We start from the raw sequence: 13,278 nt of genomic DNA, 5'->3' as shown, positions 1-13,278 counted from the left end.
GTCGCGCCGCGGCGGGCGGGCGGCTGTCAGCCGCGGGCGGGTCCTGGCCTAGGACGCGTGCGCAGGGCCGCTACTGGCCCTGGATCTGCGCCAGCCGGGCGGCGGCTTCGCGCTTGCCGATGCCGCGCAGCGCGGCGATGGCCTCGAGCTGGCGGGCGCGCGGCCGGGCCTCTCCATGCTCCCACTTGTAGACGGACTGGCCGGAGACGCCGATCAGCGTGGCGAAGTCGGCGGCGGACAGCCCCAGCTTCTGCCGTTGCGCGGCCAGCCGTGTGGCGCTGAAGCGACGATTGGTCGTCTGCGCATCGCCGTCATCTTCTTCGGGCGCAGCGCCTCCCTTGGCGACCGCCTTGCTGGTGCGCTTGACCTGGCGCTCCAGGTCCTCGATGCGCCGCCGCAAGGCCGCGATGTGCGTGCGGTATTGAGCGGACGCCTTCTTGAACTCGGCGGTCTGCGCGCGCGCTTCCTTGCGTGCGATGCGGGCGATCTCGTCCTTCAGGACAGCTGCAATATTCGGCATGCTCTCGATGGTTTGCCGACTCGGGTTGTACAGCCATCCCCCTTGCCGGTCGAATGTTTTCTCCCGGACGCCATCATAGTCGTGCAGCACGGCCGTGCTGACTGCACAATGGTTTCCATGGCCGATCTCGAGCTCGCGGTCATCGATGTCCAGCCCGGAGCGCCCCTGGAAAGCCAGTCCGGGCTCCAGCTGTTGCGCCCACGCATCTATGGCGCCTGGATGCGGCCGTCCGGCCCCCGCCGTGCCGCCGCGATCGTGATGCATCCCACCAGCAATTTCATGGGGCATTACCTCATCGCGCCGCTGGCCGAGCGCGGCATCGCCTGCATGGGCCTGAATTCCCGCTACGCCGGCAACGACACCCTGCTGCTGATGGAGCGCGTGATCCAGGACCTGGGGGCCGGCGTGCACTATTTGCGCGAGCGCGGTTACGAGAAAGTGGTGCTGATCGGGAATTCGGGCGGCGCGGCGCTGGCTGCGTTCTACCAGGCACAGGCCGAATGCCTGGACATCGAACACCTGCCCGACGGCGATCCGGCGGGCCTGTCGCCACGGGACCTGCCGCCGGTGCAGGGCCTGGCGCTGTGCGCCGCCCACGAGGGGCGTTCCACCCTGATGCGCAACTGGATCGATCCCTCGGTGACCGACGAGCACGACGGGCTGTCGTGCGATCCCGCGCTGGACATGTACGACGTGCGCCATGGCCCGCCTTTCAGCCACGCCTTCCTGGAGCGCTTCCGCAATGCGCAGCAGGCCCGCTACGAGCGGCTGGACCAGTGGGTGGGCGAGCGGCTGGCGCTGCTGCGCGCGCAGGCGGCGCCCGGCAGCGCGCGCGACGAGGTCTTCGTGGTGCACCGCACCCACGCCGACCCGCGCTTCCTCGACCTGTCCATCGACGCCAACGACCGCGCGGTGGGAAGTGTCTGGGGCGCGGGCGCCGTCGGCGCGCGGGCCGTCAACCACGCCGCCAGCCAGATGGGGCGGATCACCTCGCTGACGGGCTGGCTGTCCCAATGGTCACCGCGCAGCCGCGCCGACGGGCCGTCGAACCTGGCGCGCACCAGCGTGCCGGTGCTCCTGTGCACGTACACGGCCGACTCGTCCACCTTCCCGAGCACGCGCGCCGCGTGGCTGGCCGCCGGCGGCAACCGCATCCGCAACGTCGACGTGGTGGGCGGCAACCACTATCTCGCGGGCCAGCCGGAACTGGTGCGGCAGGTCGCGGATGCCATGGCGAAGTGGATCCTCGAACTGTGATGCATTGCACGGAGTCGCGTGGGTGTCCCCTACTACAGCGCTGTGGGCGGTGTCCTACAATCCGCTGCCTCGTGCGCTCCTACCATTCGCGCCTCCTCTCCCGGAGGCTGCCATGGCTGTTCCCTTCTCCAGCGTCGTCCCCGATCGACCGGGAAAGACTTCCTTCTGGACCACCGCGCGCGCGGCGGGCAAGTACGACATGAAGGAAACCGCTTCCAGCAGCACGCAGCCCCAGACCGTCGGCGTGGGGTCCCTGGACAACGTGCGTTCGGTCTTCTGGCAGGCCTACCGGCACCTGTTCCCGCCGCACTCGCTGGCGGCGCAGACGCCCAATGGCAGCGTGGTGATCTCCTGGTCCATCATGGACGAACCGAATGCGCGCTATCCGTACGCCGCGCCGGTAATGCTGCGTTTCGACCAGGCGCTGGTCGAGGCGATGTGGAAGGCCGATGCGCGCCAGCGCGTGCGCATCGCGGAAAAGCACGAGGCCACGCTGCGCGAGGGACTGCGCGGCTACGACCCGTTCGCGCGCTTCCCGAACGCGCGCGTCGTGAACATCGGCTAGGAATCCCTGATTTTCTCCCTCTCTCCCTGGGAGAGGGACGGGGTGAGGGCAGCCGTCAGGCGAGCACCCGCAGCCTGATCACGGCTGGCGCAGCCGCTGCACCAGCAGGTCTTCCGCCGCCCGGTTGATGCCGTGCGGCAGGCCCGGCACGAGGTCCGGGGTGACGGAGGCGCCGAGTGCCTCCAGTTGCCGTGCCGCCTGCTGCGCGTGCGCCACCGGGATCACCGGGTCCGCGGTGCCGTGGATGAAGTGCAGCCGCACGCCCTGCGGCGCCTCGCGCGGCAGCTCGGAATACCGCCCCGACAACGACACCACGCGCGCCGCGGGCGGCTGCGGCGACTGCGCGGCGGCCAGCGACATGATCGCGCCCTGCGAGAAGCCGACCAGCGTCGTCGCCTCGCGGCCGACGCCGGTGCGCTGCTGCCATTCCTGCACGGTTTGCACGAAACGCTCCAGCGTCGCCGCCACGCGCGCCGGCCGGTTCTCCTCCGTCACGCCCTGGACGGAGAACCACTGGAAGCCGCTCCCGAAATCGGAGCGGTCGGGGCCCGGGATGCTCACGACGGCCGCGTCGGGGAACTCGCGTGCCAACCGGCCGCCGAGCGGCACCAGGTCCTGCGGCGTGGCGCCGACCCCGTGGAACAGCAGGAACAGCTGGCGCGGCTGCGCCGGCGACTGGACGATGAGCGCGGCGCTCAATGCAATGCTCCCGCCGGGGCCGTGAGGCGCGCGCCGAACAGGTACGAATCCATCGAGAGCACGCCGTAGGTGATGCCGCCTTCCAGCGTCTCGACCTCGCTCTCGCCGGCCGCCGCGCCCGCCGCCACCAGCAGCGGCAGGAAGTGCTCCGCCGTCGGATGGGCGCGCTGCGCGTGCGGCGCGCTCTCCAGGGCGTCGACCAGCCGGTGGTCGTCGCGCGCCTCGACGGCCTCGCGCACCCAGTCGGCGAACTCGCGCGCATAGGCGGCCTCGTGGCCGTCGCCGGCCATGCGGAACTCGTAGAGGTTGTGGGTCATCGAGCCGGAGCCGACGATCAGCACGCCTTCGTCGCGCAGCGGCGCGAGCGCCCGGCCCAGCGCATAGGCCTGCTGCGCATCCAGCGTGGCCGGCAGGGAGACCTGGAACACCGGCACGTCGGCATCCGGGTAGAGGAAGCGCACGGGCACCCAGGCGCCGTGGTCGAGACCTTGCTGCGGGTCCGCCTCGGCCGGCCAGCCGGCGGCGCGCAGCACTTCGACGGCGCGGGCGGCCAGCTCCGGGTGGCCGGGGGCGGGGTACTGGATGCGGTACAGCGCGCGGTCGAAACCGCCGAAATCGTGCACGGTGGCCGGCGCGGCCGTGGTGGCGACCTGCACCCCGCGGGTGATCCAGTGCGGCGACACGACGAGCACGGCCTTGGGCCGGGGCAGCGTCGCGCCGGCCGCCACCAGCTGCGGGCCCAGCCGGCCGGGCTCGAGCGCGAAGGTCGGGGCGCCGTGGGAGACGAAGAGGACGGGGGTGCGTTGCATGGGGCGAATCCTTGGAACGGCCGCAGTTGCGGCCACGCCTCCAATTTAGGGCCGCGGCCCGCCCGCAGAAACAGGCCTGCGGCCAATGCCCCTTTGCGCAGGCAGCAACAATGCGGCTCAGCGCTTGGCGTCGAGCTGGCGCAGCAGCGACCAGGCCACGCCCCCGAGCAGGAGCACGCCCACGCCGAGGACGAGCCACAGGCCCGCGGTCTTGCCGTCCACACCGCGCGGCAGCCAGGGGGCCCACCACGACGCGGCCGGGGCCGGCAGGCTCTCGATGCGCGCGATGCGGGCCGCGGGCAGGTCCGCCACCGGCGTCCTGGTGGCGGATGCCAGCACGGACAGGGGCAGGGCGCCGGCCGGCGTGCCGGGGCGTCCGGCGGCGAGCTGGTAAGGCCCGGCCGCACCGGCGACGAACACCAGCTCCAGCGGATCGAACAGCGCCTGTGCCGTCAGCGGCAGGCCCTGCAGGCGCGCGCCATGCGTGGCCTCCACGCGCAACCAGCGCACCGAGGGATGCGAAAGCTCCACCGGCGGGTTGCGGCTCTCGTCGGCGCCGGCGCCGACGCGCCAGACCACCGTCTGCGCCAGCAGCCGCCACGGCTGCGAAGGCTGGTTGCGCCCCAGCACGCGCACGGGCACCAGCGTGTTCGGCTGCGTGGTCGCGAGCTGCAGCTTGCGCAGCGGCGTCGCGAAGCCCAGCGACCACTCCAGCGCGGCGGGGCCGTCGGCGACGGGCTCGCCCAGCATCGCGGCCGGGAAGGTGGGCTCGGGGCGGCTGCGCGCGAGCAAGCCCACGATGGCGTCGACGGCCACCCCGGCCTGCCCCGACCAGTCCAGCCGCAGGTAGCGGTCCTGCAGGCGCAGCGGCGCGGCGAACTCGAGGCGGTCGTTGGCGGGCGCATCGACGCCGTCGAAGCGGAAGATGCGGCCCTGCACCCCCACCGGCGTCCAGTGCGCGAGATCCGGGCTGGTTTCGACGCTGAAGCGAATGGGCGTGTTGGTGGGCAAGCGTGCGCGCACCACCAGCGCGGAAATCGGGTCCTGCTGCGAGCGCGTATCGAACAGGGCCGCGTCCAGCCGGCGTGCCGCGGACTGCGCATCCCCGGAAGGCCGGCCGAGATCCACCCACACCGACTGCTGCTGGCCGTTGCGCTCGATGCGCATCTGCAGCGTGCCCGGGCCGGAGGGCACGCCGGCGTCGGCAGCGTAGAGAGGCAGCGCGGCGAAGGGCTGCGTCTGCGGCCGCGCCGCTTCGGGCGGCAGGGCCGGGGTGGAGAACGCGAACGGCACCGCGCGCCCTTGGCCGTCGAAGATGCGCAGGTCGGCGCCCTGCGAAGACTGCAGCCGCGCCAGGGCATCCCCCGGCACCACGATCCGCAGCAGGCCGCTGCGCTCCGAGGTCTCCAGCGTGCCGCGCCAGGCGAAGTCGTGCGGCACCGGTTCTTCCGCCGCGGACACCGCCGCGCAGAGCGCCGCGGCCAGGAGCAGCACCCACTTCATGGCGCCACTCCCCGCAGGGCGGCGTCCGGTGCGCTCTCCTTGCGTCCGGGTGCCGGCGGCAGCGGTGCGAACCAGCCCACCACCAGCATCAGCAGGCCCACGGCGATGAAGACGACGATGCGCTCGGAGCCGCCGCGGTTGGACAGATCGACCACGAACAGCTTGAGCACGGTGAGTCCCAGCAGCCCCGCACCCAGCATCCACGGCAGGCGCAACGCCTTGCGGTGCGCCGCGACCATCAGCACCAGCGCGATCAGCGTCCAGAGGATCGAGTAGCCCGCCTGCACGAGGAAGGACGAGGACAGGCTGTGGGCATCCCAGGGTACGCCGGCGTAGTGGTGCGCGATGCGCAGCCACACGGTGTTGATGGCGACGAAGCCCACGCCGCCCAGCACCGCGCCGGGCACCGTCCCGTGGACGACCGCGGGCAGGCGCAGGGAACTGGCGCGCAGCATCAGCAGCCACAGCGCGCACACGCCGAGCGCCAGGCCCACCGCGAGGTCGGTCGGATTGAGCAGCGGCAGGTAGGGCAGCGGCCGCGTCTCGCCGCTGGAGGACACCGCCACCAGCAGGGCGCCCGCCGTGAGCGCTATCGCGACCGGCGCCGCGGCGCGCCAGGCATAGGCCTCGATGAAGCGGTCCAGCGGCCAGTGCGCGGCAGGGCGCGCCAGCAGCGGCCGGCGGCAAGCGGCCACCACGAGCAGCAGCACCACCGAAGCGGCGGCCAGCAGGATCACGGTGGCCCAGGCCGTGCGCCACAGTTGCGCGCGGCCGATCGCGAACACCAGCAGGTTGCCCACCAGCAGCACCAGCAGCCACACGCCGCCCGCGTGCACCCACGGCCACCAGGCGCGCGGCGGGCCGGCATCCAGGCGCCGCAGGCAGGCCAGGTGCGCCGCCAGCACCAGCGGCCACACGATCCAGCCGGCGCCCTTGAACACGTGGTCCAGGCTCGCCATGCCCCACAGCGCGACGAGCAGCAGCAACGGCAGGTTCAGCCAGCTCGGCGTGGCCGCGATGGCCCAGGGCGAACGGCGCCGCGGCAACGCCAGGGTGTGCAGCGCATAGGCACTGAGCACCCACGCGGCCAGGTGCAGCAGGACCTGCTGCGAGCGGGCGAACAGGGGCAGCAGCCACGCGGGCATGGCGCCCAGGCTGCGGTCGATCTCGAAGCCGAGCGCGGCCTGCCACCAGAGGAAGCCGATCCAGAACAGCACCGGGGAGAGCCCGGCCTCCAGCGCGGTGAAGTTGCGCTCCATGTCGCTCGCACTCTCACGCGCACCGGCCTCGCGCGACCACCATGCGATGGCGAGCGCCGCGCCCGCGAGCATGGTCGCGCCCAGGAAGAGCGGATTGGCGACAGGCCACGTCGGCGCCTCGACGCCATGCCGCGCATCGAGGAACAGCACCGCCGCCAGCACCTGCAGCGCGAGCCCGAAGGCCCGGGCCAGCCAGCGCTGCTGGCGCCGCGCCATCCAGTACACGCCCGCGCCTTCGACCGCCCACACCGCCGAGGTCCAGCGGCCATCGAGCGCCAGCGGCACCGCCAGCGTGAGGAAGCCGAGCGCCAGCGCGACGAAGCACTCCGCGAGCCAGCGGTTCACCGTGGCATCGCCGCGCGTGCGCCGCAGCGCCCACCAACCCAGCGCCACGTACACGCAGCCCAGCCCCAGCGCCGAAAACGCCATCGCATACGGCATGTCCTTGACCAGCGCCGCCTGCAGGCTGAAGGCCACGATGGGCGTGCCGAACAGCAGCGTGGCATCCACCGCCTTGTGCGCGCCCTGGCCGTGCCGCAGCGCGTAGAACAGGCTGGCCAGCAGGTACACCAGGAAGAAGGCAGCGAGGAAGGGCTCGGTGCTGGCGAAGTGGCGCGGCTCGTAGCGCAGCACGCCCCACAGCGTGGCGATGGCGAAGGTGGCGAAGAAGCCCAGGAGGTTCAATGCCCGCCACGCGCGCAGCCACGCGATCAGCGCGATGGCGACGCCGAGCAGCAGGTAGTAGCTGAAGAGCCCGACGTGGCTGCCCTGCCCGGTGGAAACCAGCACCGGTGCCGCGAAGCCGCCGGCGAAGGCGATGAAGGCCAGCGCCTGCGCGTCCAGCGCCAGCGCGATCACCGCGGAGAACAGGCAGACGAGGCCGAGCAGCACGAAGGCCATGCCCGCCGGCAGGAACTGGTACAGCCGGAAGGCCGCGAACACGGTGAGATAGAGCACCGCGATGCCGGCGCCCTGCAGCGTCGTGGCGTAGCCGAGGCGGTCCGGCTTCCTGCTGCGCACCCGCAGGCCCAGCACGAACAGCGCGATGCCCGCTGCGCCGATGGCCGCGAGGCGCAGCTCCGGCGGAAGCAGGGCGTGTTCCACCGCGTATTTCGCCAGGAACGCCAGGCCGATGAACAGCACGACGACGCCCATGCGCACGACGGTGTTGCCGCCCAGGAGCCAGTCGCGGGCGCGTTGCACCAGCACGGTCAAGAAATCCGGCTGCGCGTCGGCGCGCGGGCGCGGCGAGGCCGCCTCAGGCTCGGCCTCGGGCAAGGGAGAAGGAACGGTCGGAATGTCGAGCGGCTCCGGCTCGCGCACCGCCCGCACCGGCGGGGCGGCCGCCCGGATCGGAGCCGGCGCCGGCGCCGGTGTCTGTGTGTCCGCCTGTGTCTGCGCCTGCGCCTGCGTTCGCGCTGCCGGCGTCACCGGCGCGGTCGCGGGCGCGAGGGCCGCGGCGCGCTGGGCCACCGCCCGCTCGATCTCCTTGCGCATCGCCCGGCGCAAGGTCCACGCAATCAGCGCGCCGACGATCGCGCCGGCAACGGTATGGAACTGCCAGTCGTAGCTGCGCCACAGCGTCCCGAACAACGCCCCCCACACGGCTCCCCAGATCACCATGCTGCTTCCTCCGGTTGTCGGCCTGCGGGCGACTGTGCGCGCGGCCGGCCCCTGTGCCGGGGCTTGGCTCGGGCCAGTATAGGAAAGCGGTACCGGAAGAACCGCGCGACGCGGCCCGCAGCGTGCGTTTGTTGACGCGCGTCAGCCGCGCAAGGCCTTGAGCACGTTCTCCGCCGTCGCCGGTGCGTCCAACGCCACACGCGGCTGGCCGTTCGCGGCCGCCACGGCATCGCGCAGGGCCTCCCACACGCTGATGGCGAGCATGAAGGGCGGCTCGCCGACGGCCTTGCTGCCGCCGACGTTGTCCTCGCGATTGGGCTCCGGCCACAGCGCGATGCGCAAGTGCGCCGGCACGTCGCCGGTGGCCGGGATCTTGTACGTGCTGGGCGCGTGCGTGGCGAGCTGGCCCTTGGCGTCCCACACCAGCTGCTCGGTGGTGAGCCAGCCCATGCCCTGGACGAAGCCGCCCTCGATCTGGCCGATGTCGATGGCCGGATTGATCGAGTGGCCCACGTCGTGGAGGATGTCCACCTTCAGTACGCGGTTCTCGCCGGTGAGCGTGTCGATGGCCACTTCGGTGCAGGCGGCGCCGTAGGCGAAGTAGTAGAAGGGCCGCCCGGTCAGCGTGTGGCGGTCGTAGTGGATCTTGGGCGTGCGGTAGAAGCCGTCGCTCCAGAGCTGCACGCGCGCATGCCAGGCGTCGTCGACCAGCTGCTCCCAGCCCATGACGGCATCCGGTCCGCTCACCTGCCCGTGCGCGAAGAGCACCTGCTCGGGGCGGCAGTTCTGCTTTCCGGCCACGTACTCCGCCAGCCGCTGGCGGATCTGCCGCGCGGCGAACTGCGCGGCGCGGCCGTTCAGGTCGGTGCCGCTGGAGGCCGCGGTGGCGCTCGCGTTCGGCACCTTGCCGGTGTCGGTGGAGCTGATGCGCACCCGCTCGAAGGGCACGCCCAGTTCGTCGGCCACCAGCTGGCACACCTTGGTGTGCAGGCCCTGGCCCATCTCGGTGCCGCCGTGGTTCACCTGCACGCTGCCGTCGGTGTACACGTGCACCAGCGCGCCGGCCTGGTTGAAGAAGGTCGCGGTGAAGGAGATCCCGAACTTCACCGGCGTGAGCGCCAGGCCGCGCTTGATCACCGGGCTGGCCGCATTCCACTGCGCGATCGCCGCGCGCCGGTGGCGGTAGTCCGCGTCGTGCTCCAGGCGCGCGATCAGCGGCGCGAGGATGTTGTCCTCCACCGGCATCTGGTAGTGGGTGACGTTGCGGTCCTCGATGCCGTACAGGTTGGCCTTGCGCACGTCCAGCGGATCCATGCCCAGCACGCGGGCAATCTCGCCCAGGAGCGCCTCGGTGACGATCATCCCCTGCGGCCCGCCGAAGCCGCGGAAGGCGGTGTGGCTCTGCACGTTGGTCTTGCAGCGGTAGGAGACGATCTCCACGTCGCCGAGGAAGTACGCGTTGTCGACGTGGAACACCGCGCGGTCCGCCACCGGCCCGCTCAGGTCCGCGCTCCAGCCGCAGTTGGCCGCCAGCATCAGCTTCAGCCCGAGGATGCGCCCGGCGTCGTCGAAGCCGACCTCGTAGTCGTAGGCGAAGGGGTGGCGCTTGCCGGTGACCAGGAAATCGTCGTCGCGGTCCAGCCGCATCTTCACCGGCCGGCCGGTCTTGTGCGCCGCGAGCGCCGCCCACACGGCGACGTGGCCGGCCTGCGTTTCCTTGCCGCCGAAACCGCCGCCCATGCGACGGCAGTCGACGCGAACCGCGTTGGCCGGCACGCCCAGCGCGTGCGCGACCCAGTGCTGCACCTCCGCCGGGTGCTGCGTGCTGGAATGGATCCACCACTGGCCCTGTTCCAGCGGCAGCGCGTAGCCGACCTGGCCTTCGAGGTAGAAGTGCTCCTGGCCGCCGACGTCGAGCGCGCCGGCCAGCCGGTGGGGCGCGCGCGCGATGCCCTGTTCCGGCTCGCCGCGGCGCACGGTCACCGGCGGCAGCACGAAGCTTTGCTGCCGCACGGCCTCGCGCACGTCCAGGATCGCCGGCAGCGGCTCGATGTCGACCTGCACCTGCCGCGCCGCGCGCCGGGCCTGCATCACGGTCTCGGCGACGACGACGCCGATCACCTGGCCCACGAATTCGACCGTGTCGAGGGCGAGCACCGGCTCGTCGTGCACGAAGGTGGAGAGGAAGGGGTCGCCGGGGATGTCGCGCGCCAGGATGACGTCCTGGACGCCTTCCATCTCCAGCGCCAGGGTGGCGTCCACCGCCAGCAGCCGACCGCGCGCCAGCTTCGACAGGATGGGCGCCGCGTGCAGCGTGCCCTTCACCTCGGGGATGTCGTCGACGTAGGTGGCCGCGCCCGCGACGTGCGCGCGCGCGCTTTCGTGGATGCGGGGCTGGCCGGTGGCGGGCCGGGCCGCCGCCTGGGCGACGAATTTCTCGGGCGCGTTCATGGCAGGGCGACTTCCTCGAGGCGGAAGCTTTCCAGGTTGATGTTGGCATGGCCCTGCGTTTCGAGCCAGAAGCGCTGCACGAGGTTCGCCAGCACTTGCGCGCGGTACGCGGCCGAGGCGCGCATGTCGCTGATCGGGTGGAATTCGCTGCCCAGCGCCGCGGCAGCCCGTTGCGCCGCTTCGGCCGTCCAGGGCCGGCCGCGCAAGGCGGCTTCGGCCTGCAGGGCGCGGACCGGCGTCGCGGCCACGCCGCCGGCACCGATGCCGATCTCCTCGACGATGCCGTCCGCCAGCCGCATGCGGATCGCCAGGCACACGGCGGAGATGTCGTCGTCGTAGCGCTTGGAGATCTTGTAGGCGCGCAGGAATTCGGTCGCTTGCATCCCGACAGGGCCGTTCCCACCCTCTCCCGCCTGCGGGAGCGGGCCGGGGTGAGGGCGAACCGGCCGCGGCACCTTGATCCACCCCACCACCTCGTCCGCCGCCAGCACGGTCTGCCGGTACCCCGTGTAGAACTGCTCCAGCGGCAGCTCCCGGTGCCCGCGCACGCTCAGCAGCACCACGTGCGCGCCCAGGGCGATCAGCAGCGGCATGGAGTCGCCGATGGGCGAGCCGTTAGCCACGTTGCCCCCCAGCGTGCCCGCGTTGCGCACCGGCAGGCCGGCGAAGCGCTGGAAGAAGGTGGCGAGCTGTGGCCGCTGCGCCGCCAAGGCCTCGAAGCCAGCGGTGAGCGTCACGGCCGCGCCGATCGCGACGTGGTGCTCGTACTCTTCCACGCGCTTGAGTTCCGCGACCTGCGTCACGTCCAGCACCTGCTCGAACTGGCGGTGCATCTTGGTGACCCACAGGCCCACGTCGGTGCAGCCGGCCACGATCTGCGCCTTCGGGTGCGCGGCGCGCAGCCGCAGCAGCTCGGGCAGCGAGCGTGGCGCCAGGTACGAAGCGGCGCCGGAAGCGCCCGCCGGCGCCCGCTGCGCGTTCAGCTGCTCCAGCTTGCGCAGGATCGCCTGCTCGTCCTGCTCCACCCGCGGCAGGCTGGCCATGGCCTGCGCCGCATCGAGGATGGGCCGGTAGCCGGTGCAGCGGCAGAGGTTGCCCGACAGCTCTTCCTGCGCCAGCTCGCGCGTGACGGCCTCGCCGCGCAGCACGTGGTTCTGGTACATGCCGAACAGGCTCATCACGAAGCCCGGCGTGCAGAAGCCGCACTGCGAACCGTGCGCCTGCACCATCGCCTCCTGCGCGGGGTGCAGGGTGCCGTCGGGCCCGGCGAGGTCCTCCACCGTCCACAGGGCCATGCCGTCGATGGAGTGGGCGAGGCGGATGCAGGCGTTGATCGCGCGATACTTGAGCCTGCCCTGGTCGGGCTCGGCCAGCACCACGGTGCATGCGCCGCAGTCGCCTTCACCGCAGCCTTCCTTGGTGCCGGTGGCCGAAAGGTCCTCGCGCAGCACCTCCAGCAGCGTGCGCTCGGGTGGTACATTGCCCAAGCTGACGAGTTCGCCTCGGCGGATGAATCGGATCGTCCTGGATTCCATGGGGTTGCGCTGAAGTATCGGGCTGTTCGTGGCCGCAGGTGGCCGTGCAGCGAGGTTAACGGCCAGCCTCGCCCTTGGCATACGCACCGTGTTATGCGCGAAATGCAGGCAAAGGTATGAGGGACCAGGCGCTTTTCGACAGGATAGACCTCCACTTGATTCGGGTGTTGCATACCGTGCTGACGGAACGCAGTGTCTCGCGCGCCGCACTTCGGCTGGGCATGCACCAGCCGGCGGTCTCGGCCGCCCTCAAGCGCCTGCGCGAACTCGCGGGCGACCCCCTGCTGGTGCGCTCGGGAACCGCGATGGTGCCCACCGACGCCGGCCTGCGCATGATCGAGCCCAGTGCAAGCATCCTGCGTGCCGCCGAGGTGCTGTTCTCGGACGCGCGCGGCTTCGAGCCGCAGACGGCGGCCCACACCTTCCGCATCGCCGCTGCCGACTACCTCGACCCCGCCTTCCTGCCGCAGGTGGTGGCGTCCGTGAAGGCGCAGGCACCGCAGGCGCACATCGAGATCCATCCGCTGACCGCCGCCTCCGACTACCACGCGCGGCTCGCGCAGGGCGAGATCGACGTGGTGGTGGGCAACTGGCTCAAGCCCCCGCAGGACCTGCACCTGTCGCAACTGTTCACCGACCGGATCGTGTGCATGGTCTCGCGCGAGCACCCGGCCGTGCGCCGCGGCTGGACCACCGAGAGCTGGCTGGAGGCAGACCACATCGCGCCGACGCCCACGCACCCCGGGGCGCGCGGCGTGATCGACGAGTACCTGGAAGAGCAGGGCCTGGCGCGCAACATCACGGCGCGCTGCGCGCACTTCGGCCTGATCCCGCGCATGGTGGCATCGAGCTTGCTCGTGCTCACCACCGGCCGCCAGTTCTGCGAGCGCTTCCGTGACCGCCTGCCGGTGCAGGTGCTCGAGTGCCCCGTGGCCTTTCCCGACCTCGTGTACTACCAGCTGTGGCACGAGCGCACGCACCAGTCCGCCGCCGCCCGCTGGCTGCGCGAGCGCGTGCGCGAGGCGGCCGCGGGCCTGAAACCGCAATGACGTGGAGA

General features: G+C 71.8%; 10 protein-coding genes. 3 read left to right on the top strand and 7 right to left on the bottom strand.

Annotation, left to right across the window (positions count from 1 at the left end):
• Positions 1 to 70 precede the first annotated feature (70 nt).
• Positions 71 to 784 carry a helix-turn-helix domain-containing protein gene (locus WG923_RS19330; protein WP_340352621.1) on the bottom strand — a complete coding sequence of 238 codons (714 nt, stop codon included), beginning with the start codon at positions 782 to 784 and terminating at the stop codon, positions 71 to 73.
• 15 nt (positions 785 to 799) lie between these two features.
• On the opposite strand from WG923_RS19330, the gene WG923_RS19325 reads away from it, so the two are divergent.
• Complete coding sequence (locus tag WG923_RS19325) at positions 800 to 1,777, top strand: alpha/beta hydrolase (protein WP_340352620.1); 978 nt, start codon at positions 800 to 802, stop codon at positions 1,775 to 1,777.
• Between the two features lie 112 nt (positions 1,778 to 1,889).
• On the top strand, positions 1,890 to 2,342 hold the full coding sequence (locus WG923_RS19320) for a hypothetical protein (RefSeq protein ID WP_340352619.1): 453 nt from the start codon (positions 1,890 to 1,892) through the stop codon (positions 2,340 to 2,342).
• A gap of 78 nt (positions 2,343 to 2,420) precedes the next feature.
• On the opposite strand, the gene ypfH is transcribed toward WG923_RS19320, so the two are convergent.
• The 6 genes from ypfH to xdhA form a co-directional block, all read right to left on the bottom strand.
• The gene (gene ypfH / locus WG923_RS19315; RefSeq protein ID WP_340352618.1) at positions 2,421 to 3,041 is read right to left on the bottom strand and encodes an esterase; all 621 of its coding nucleotides are present in this window, start codon (positions 3,039 to 3,041) and stop codon (positions 2,421 to 2,423) included.
• Positions 3,038 to 3,850 (bottom strand): dioxygenase family protein, encoded by an 813-nt coding sequence (locus WG923_RS19310; RefSeq protein ID WP_340352617.1) that lies wholly within the window; start codon positions 3,848 to 3,850, stop codon positions 3,038 to 3,040. The genes ypfH and WG923_RS19310 overlap by 4 nt, the downstream gene beginning before the upstream one ends.
• Positions 3,851 to 3,967: 117 nt before the next feature.
• A complete protein-coding gene (locus tag WG923_RS19305; protein WP_340352616.1) occupies positions 3,968 to 5,353 on the bottom strand; it encodes a DUF3999 family protein in 1,386 nt (461 codons plus the stop codon).
• Positions 5,350 to 8,235 carry a DUF2339 domain-containing protein gene (locus tag WG923_RS19300; protein ID WP_340352615.1) on the bottom strand — a complete coding sequence of 962 codons (2,886 nt, stop codon included), beginning with the start codon at positions 8,233 to 8,235 and terminating at the stop codon, positions 5,350 to 5,352. Before WG923_RS19300 ends, WG923_RS19305 begins: the two co-directional genes overlap by 4 nt.
• A 141-nt stretch (positions 8,236 to 8,376) precedes the next feature.
• A complete protein-coding gene (gene xdhB, locus WG923_RS19295; RefSeq protein WP_340352614.1) occupies positions 8,377 to 10,686 on the bottom strand; it encodes a xanthine dehydrogenase molybdopterin binding subunit in 2,310 nt (769 codons plus the stop codon).
• Positions 10,683 to 12,221 (bottom strand): xanthine dehydrogenase small subunit, encoded by a 1,539-nt coding sequence (xdhA, locus tag WG923_RS19290; RefSeq protein ID WP_340352613.1) that lies wholly within the window; start codon positions 12,219 to 12,221, stop codon positions 10,683 to 10,685. Before xdhA ends, xdhB begins: the two co-directional genes overlap by 4 nt.
• Before the next feature lie 116 nt (positions 12,222 to 12,337).
• On the opposite strand from xdhA, the gene WG923_RS19285 reads away from it, so the two are divergent.
• Entirely contained in the window at positions 12,338 to 13,270 is a 933-nt protein-coding gene (locus WG923_RS19285) for a LysR family transcriptional regulator (RefSeq protein ID WP_340352612.1), read from the top strand.
• The last annotated feature ends 8 nt before the right edge of the window (positions 13,271 to 13,278 follow it).

The organism is Ramlibacter sp. AN1133, from assembly GCF_037890035.1.
GTDB lineage: Bacteria > Pseudomonadota > Gammaproteobacteria > Burkholderiales > Burkholderiaceae_C > Ramlibacter.
This window is presented reverse-complemented; position numbering and strand designations above follow the sequence as displayed.

Excerpts from the sequence above, each read along its gene's own strand:
- WG923_RS19330 (WP_340352621.1), bottom strand. The coding sequence starts at position 784 with ATGCATCACGATCGCGGCGGCACGGCGGGGGCCGGACGGCCGCATCCA.
- WG923_RS19325 (WP_340352620.1), top strand. The coding sequence starts at position 800 with ATGGGGCATTACCTCATCGCGCCGCTGGCCGAGCGCGGCATCGCCTGC.
- WG923_RS19320 (WP_340352619.1), top strand. The coding sequence starts at position 1,890 with ATGGCTGTTCCCTTCTCCAGCGTCGTCCCCGATCGACCGGGAAAGACT.
- WG923_RS19310 (WP_340352617.1), bottom strand. The coding sequence starts at position 3,850 with ATGCAACGCACCCCCGTCCTCTTCGTCTCCCACGGCGCCCCGACCTTC.
- WG923_RS19305 (WP_340352616.1), bottom strand. The coding sequence starts at position 5,353 with ATGAAGTGGGTGCTGCTCCTGGCCGCGGCGCTCTGCGCGGCGGTGTCC.
- WG923_RS19300 (WP_340352615.1), bottom strand. The coding sequence starts at position 8,235 with ATGGTGATCTGGGGAGCCGTGTGGGGGGCGTTGTTCGGGACGCTGTGG.
- xdhB (WP_340352614.1), bottom strand. The coding sequence starts at position 10,686 with ATGAACGCGCCCGAGAAATTCGTCGCCCAGGCGGCGGCCCGGCCCGCC.
- xdhA (WP_340352613.1), bottom strand. The coding sequence starts at position 12,221 with ATGGAATCCAGGACGATCCGATTCATCCGCCGAGGCGAACTCGTCAGC.
- WG923_RS19285 (WP_340352612.1), top strand. The coding sequence starts at position 12,338 with ATGAGGGACCAGGCGCTTTTCGACAGGATAGACCTCCACTTGATTCGG.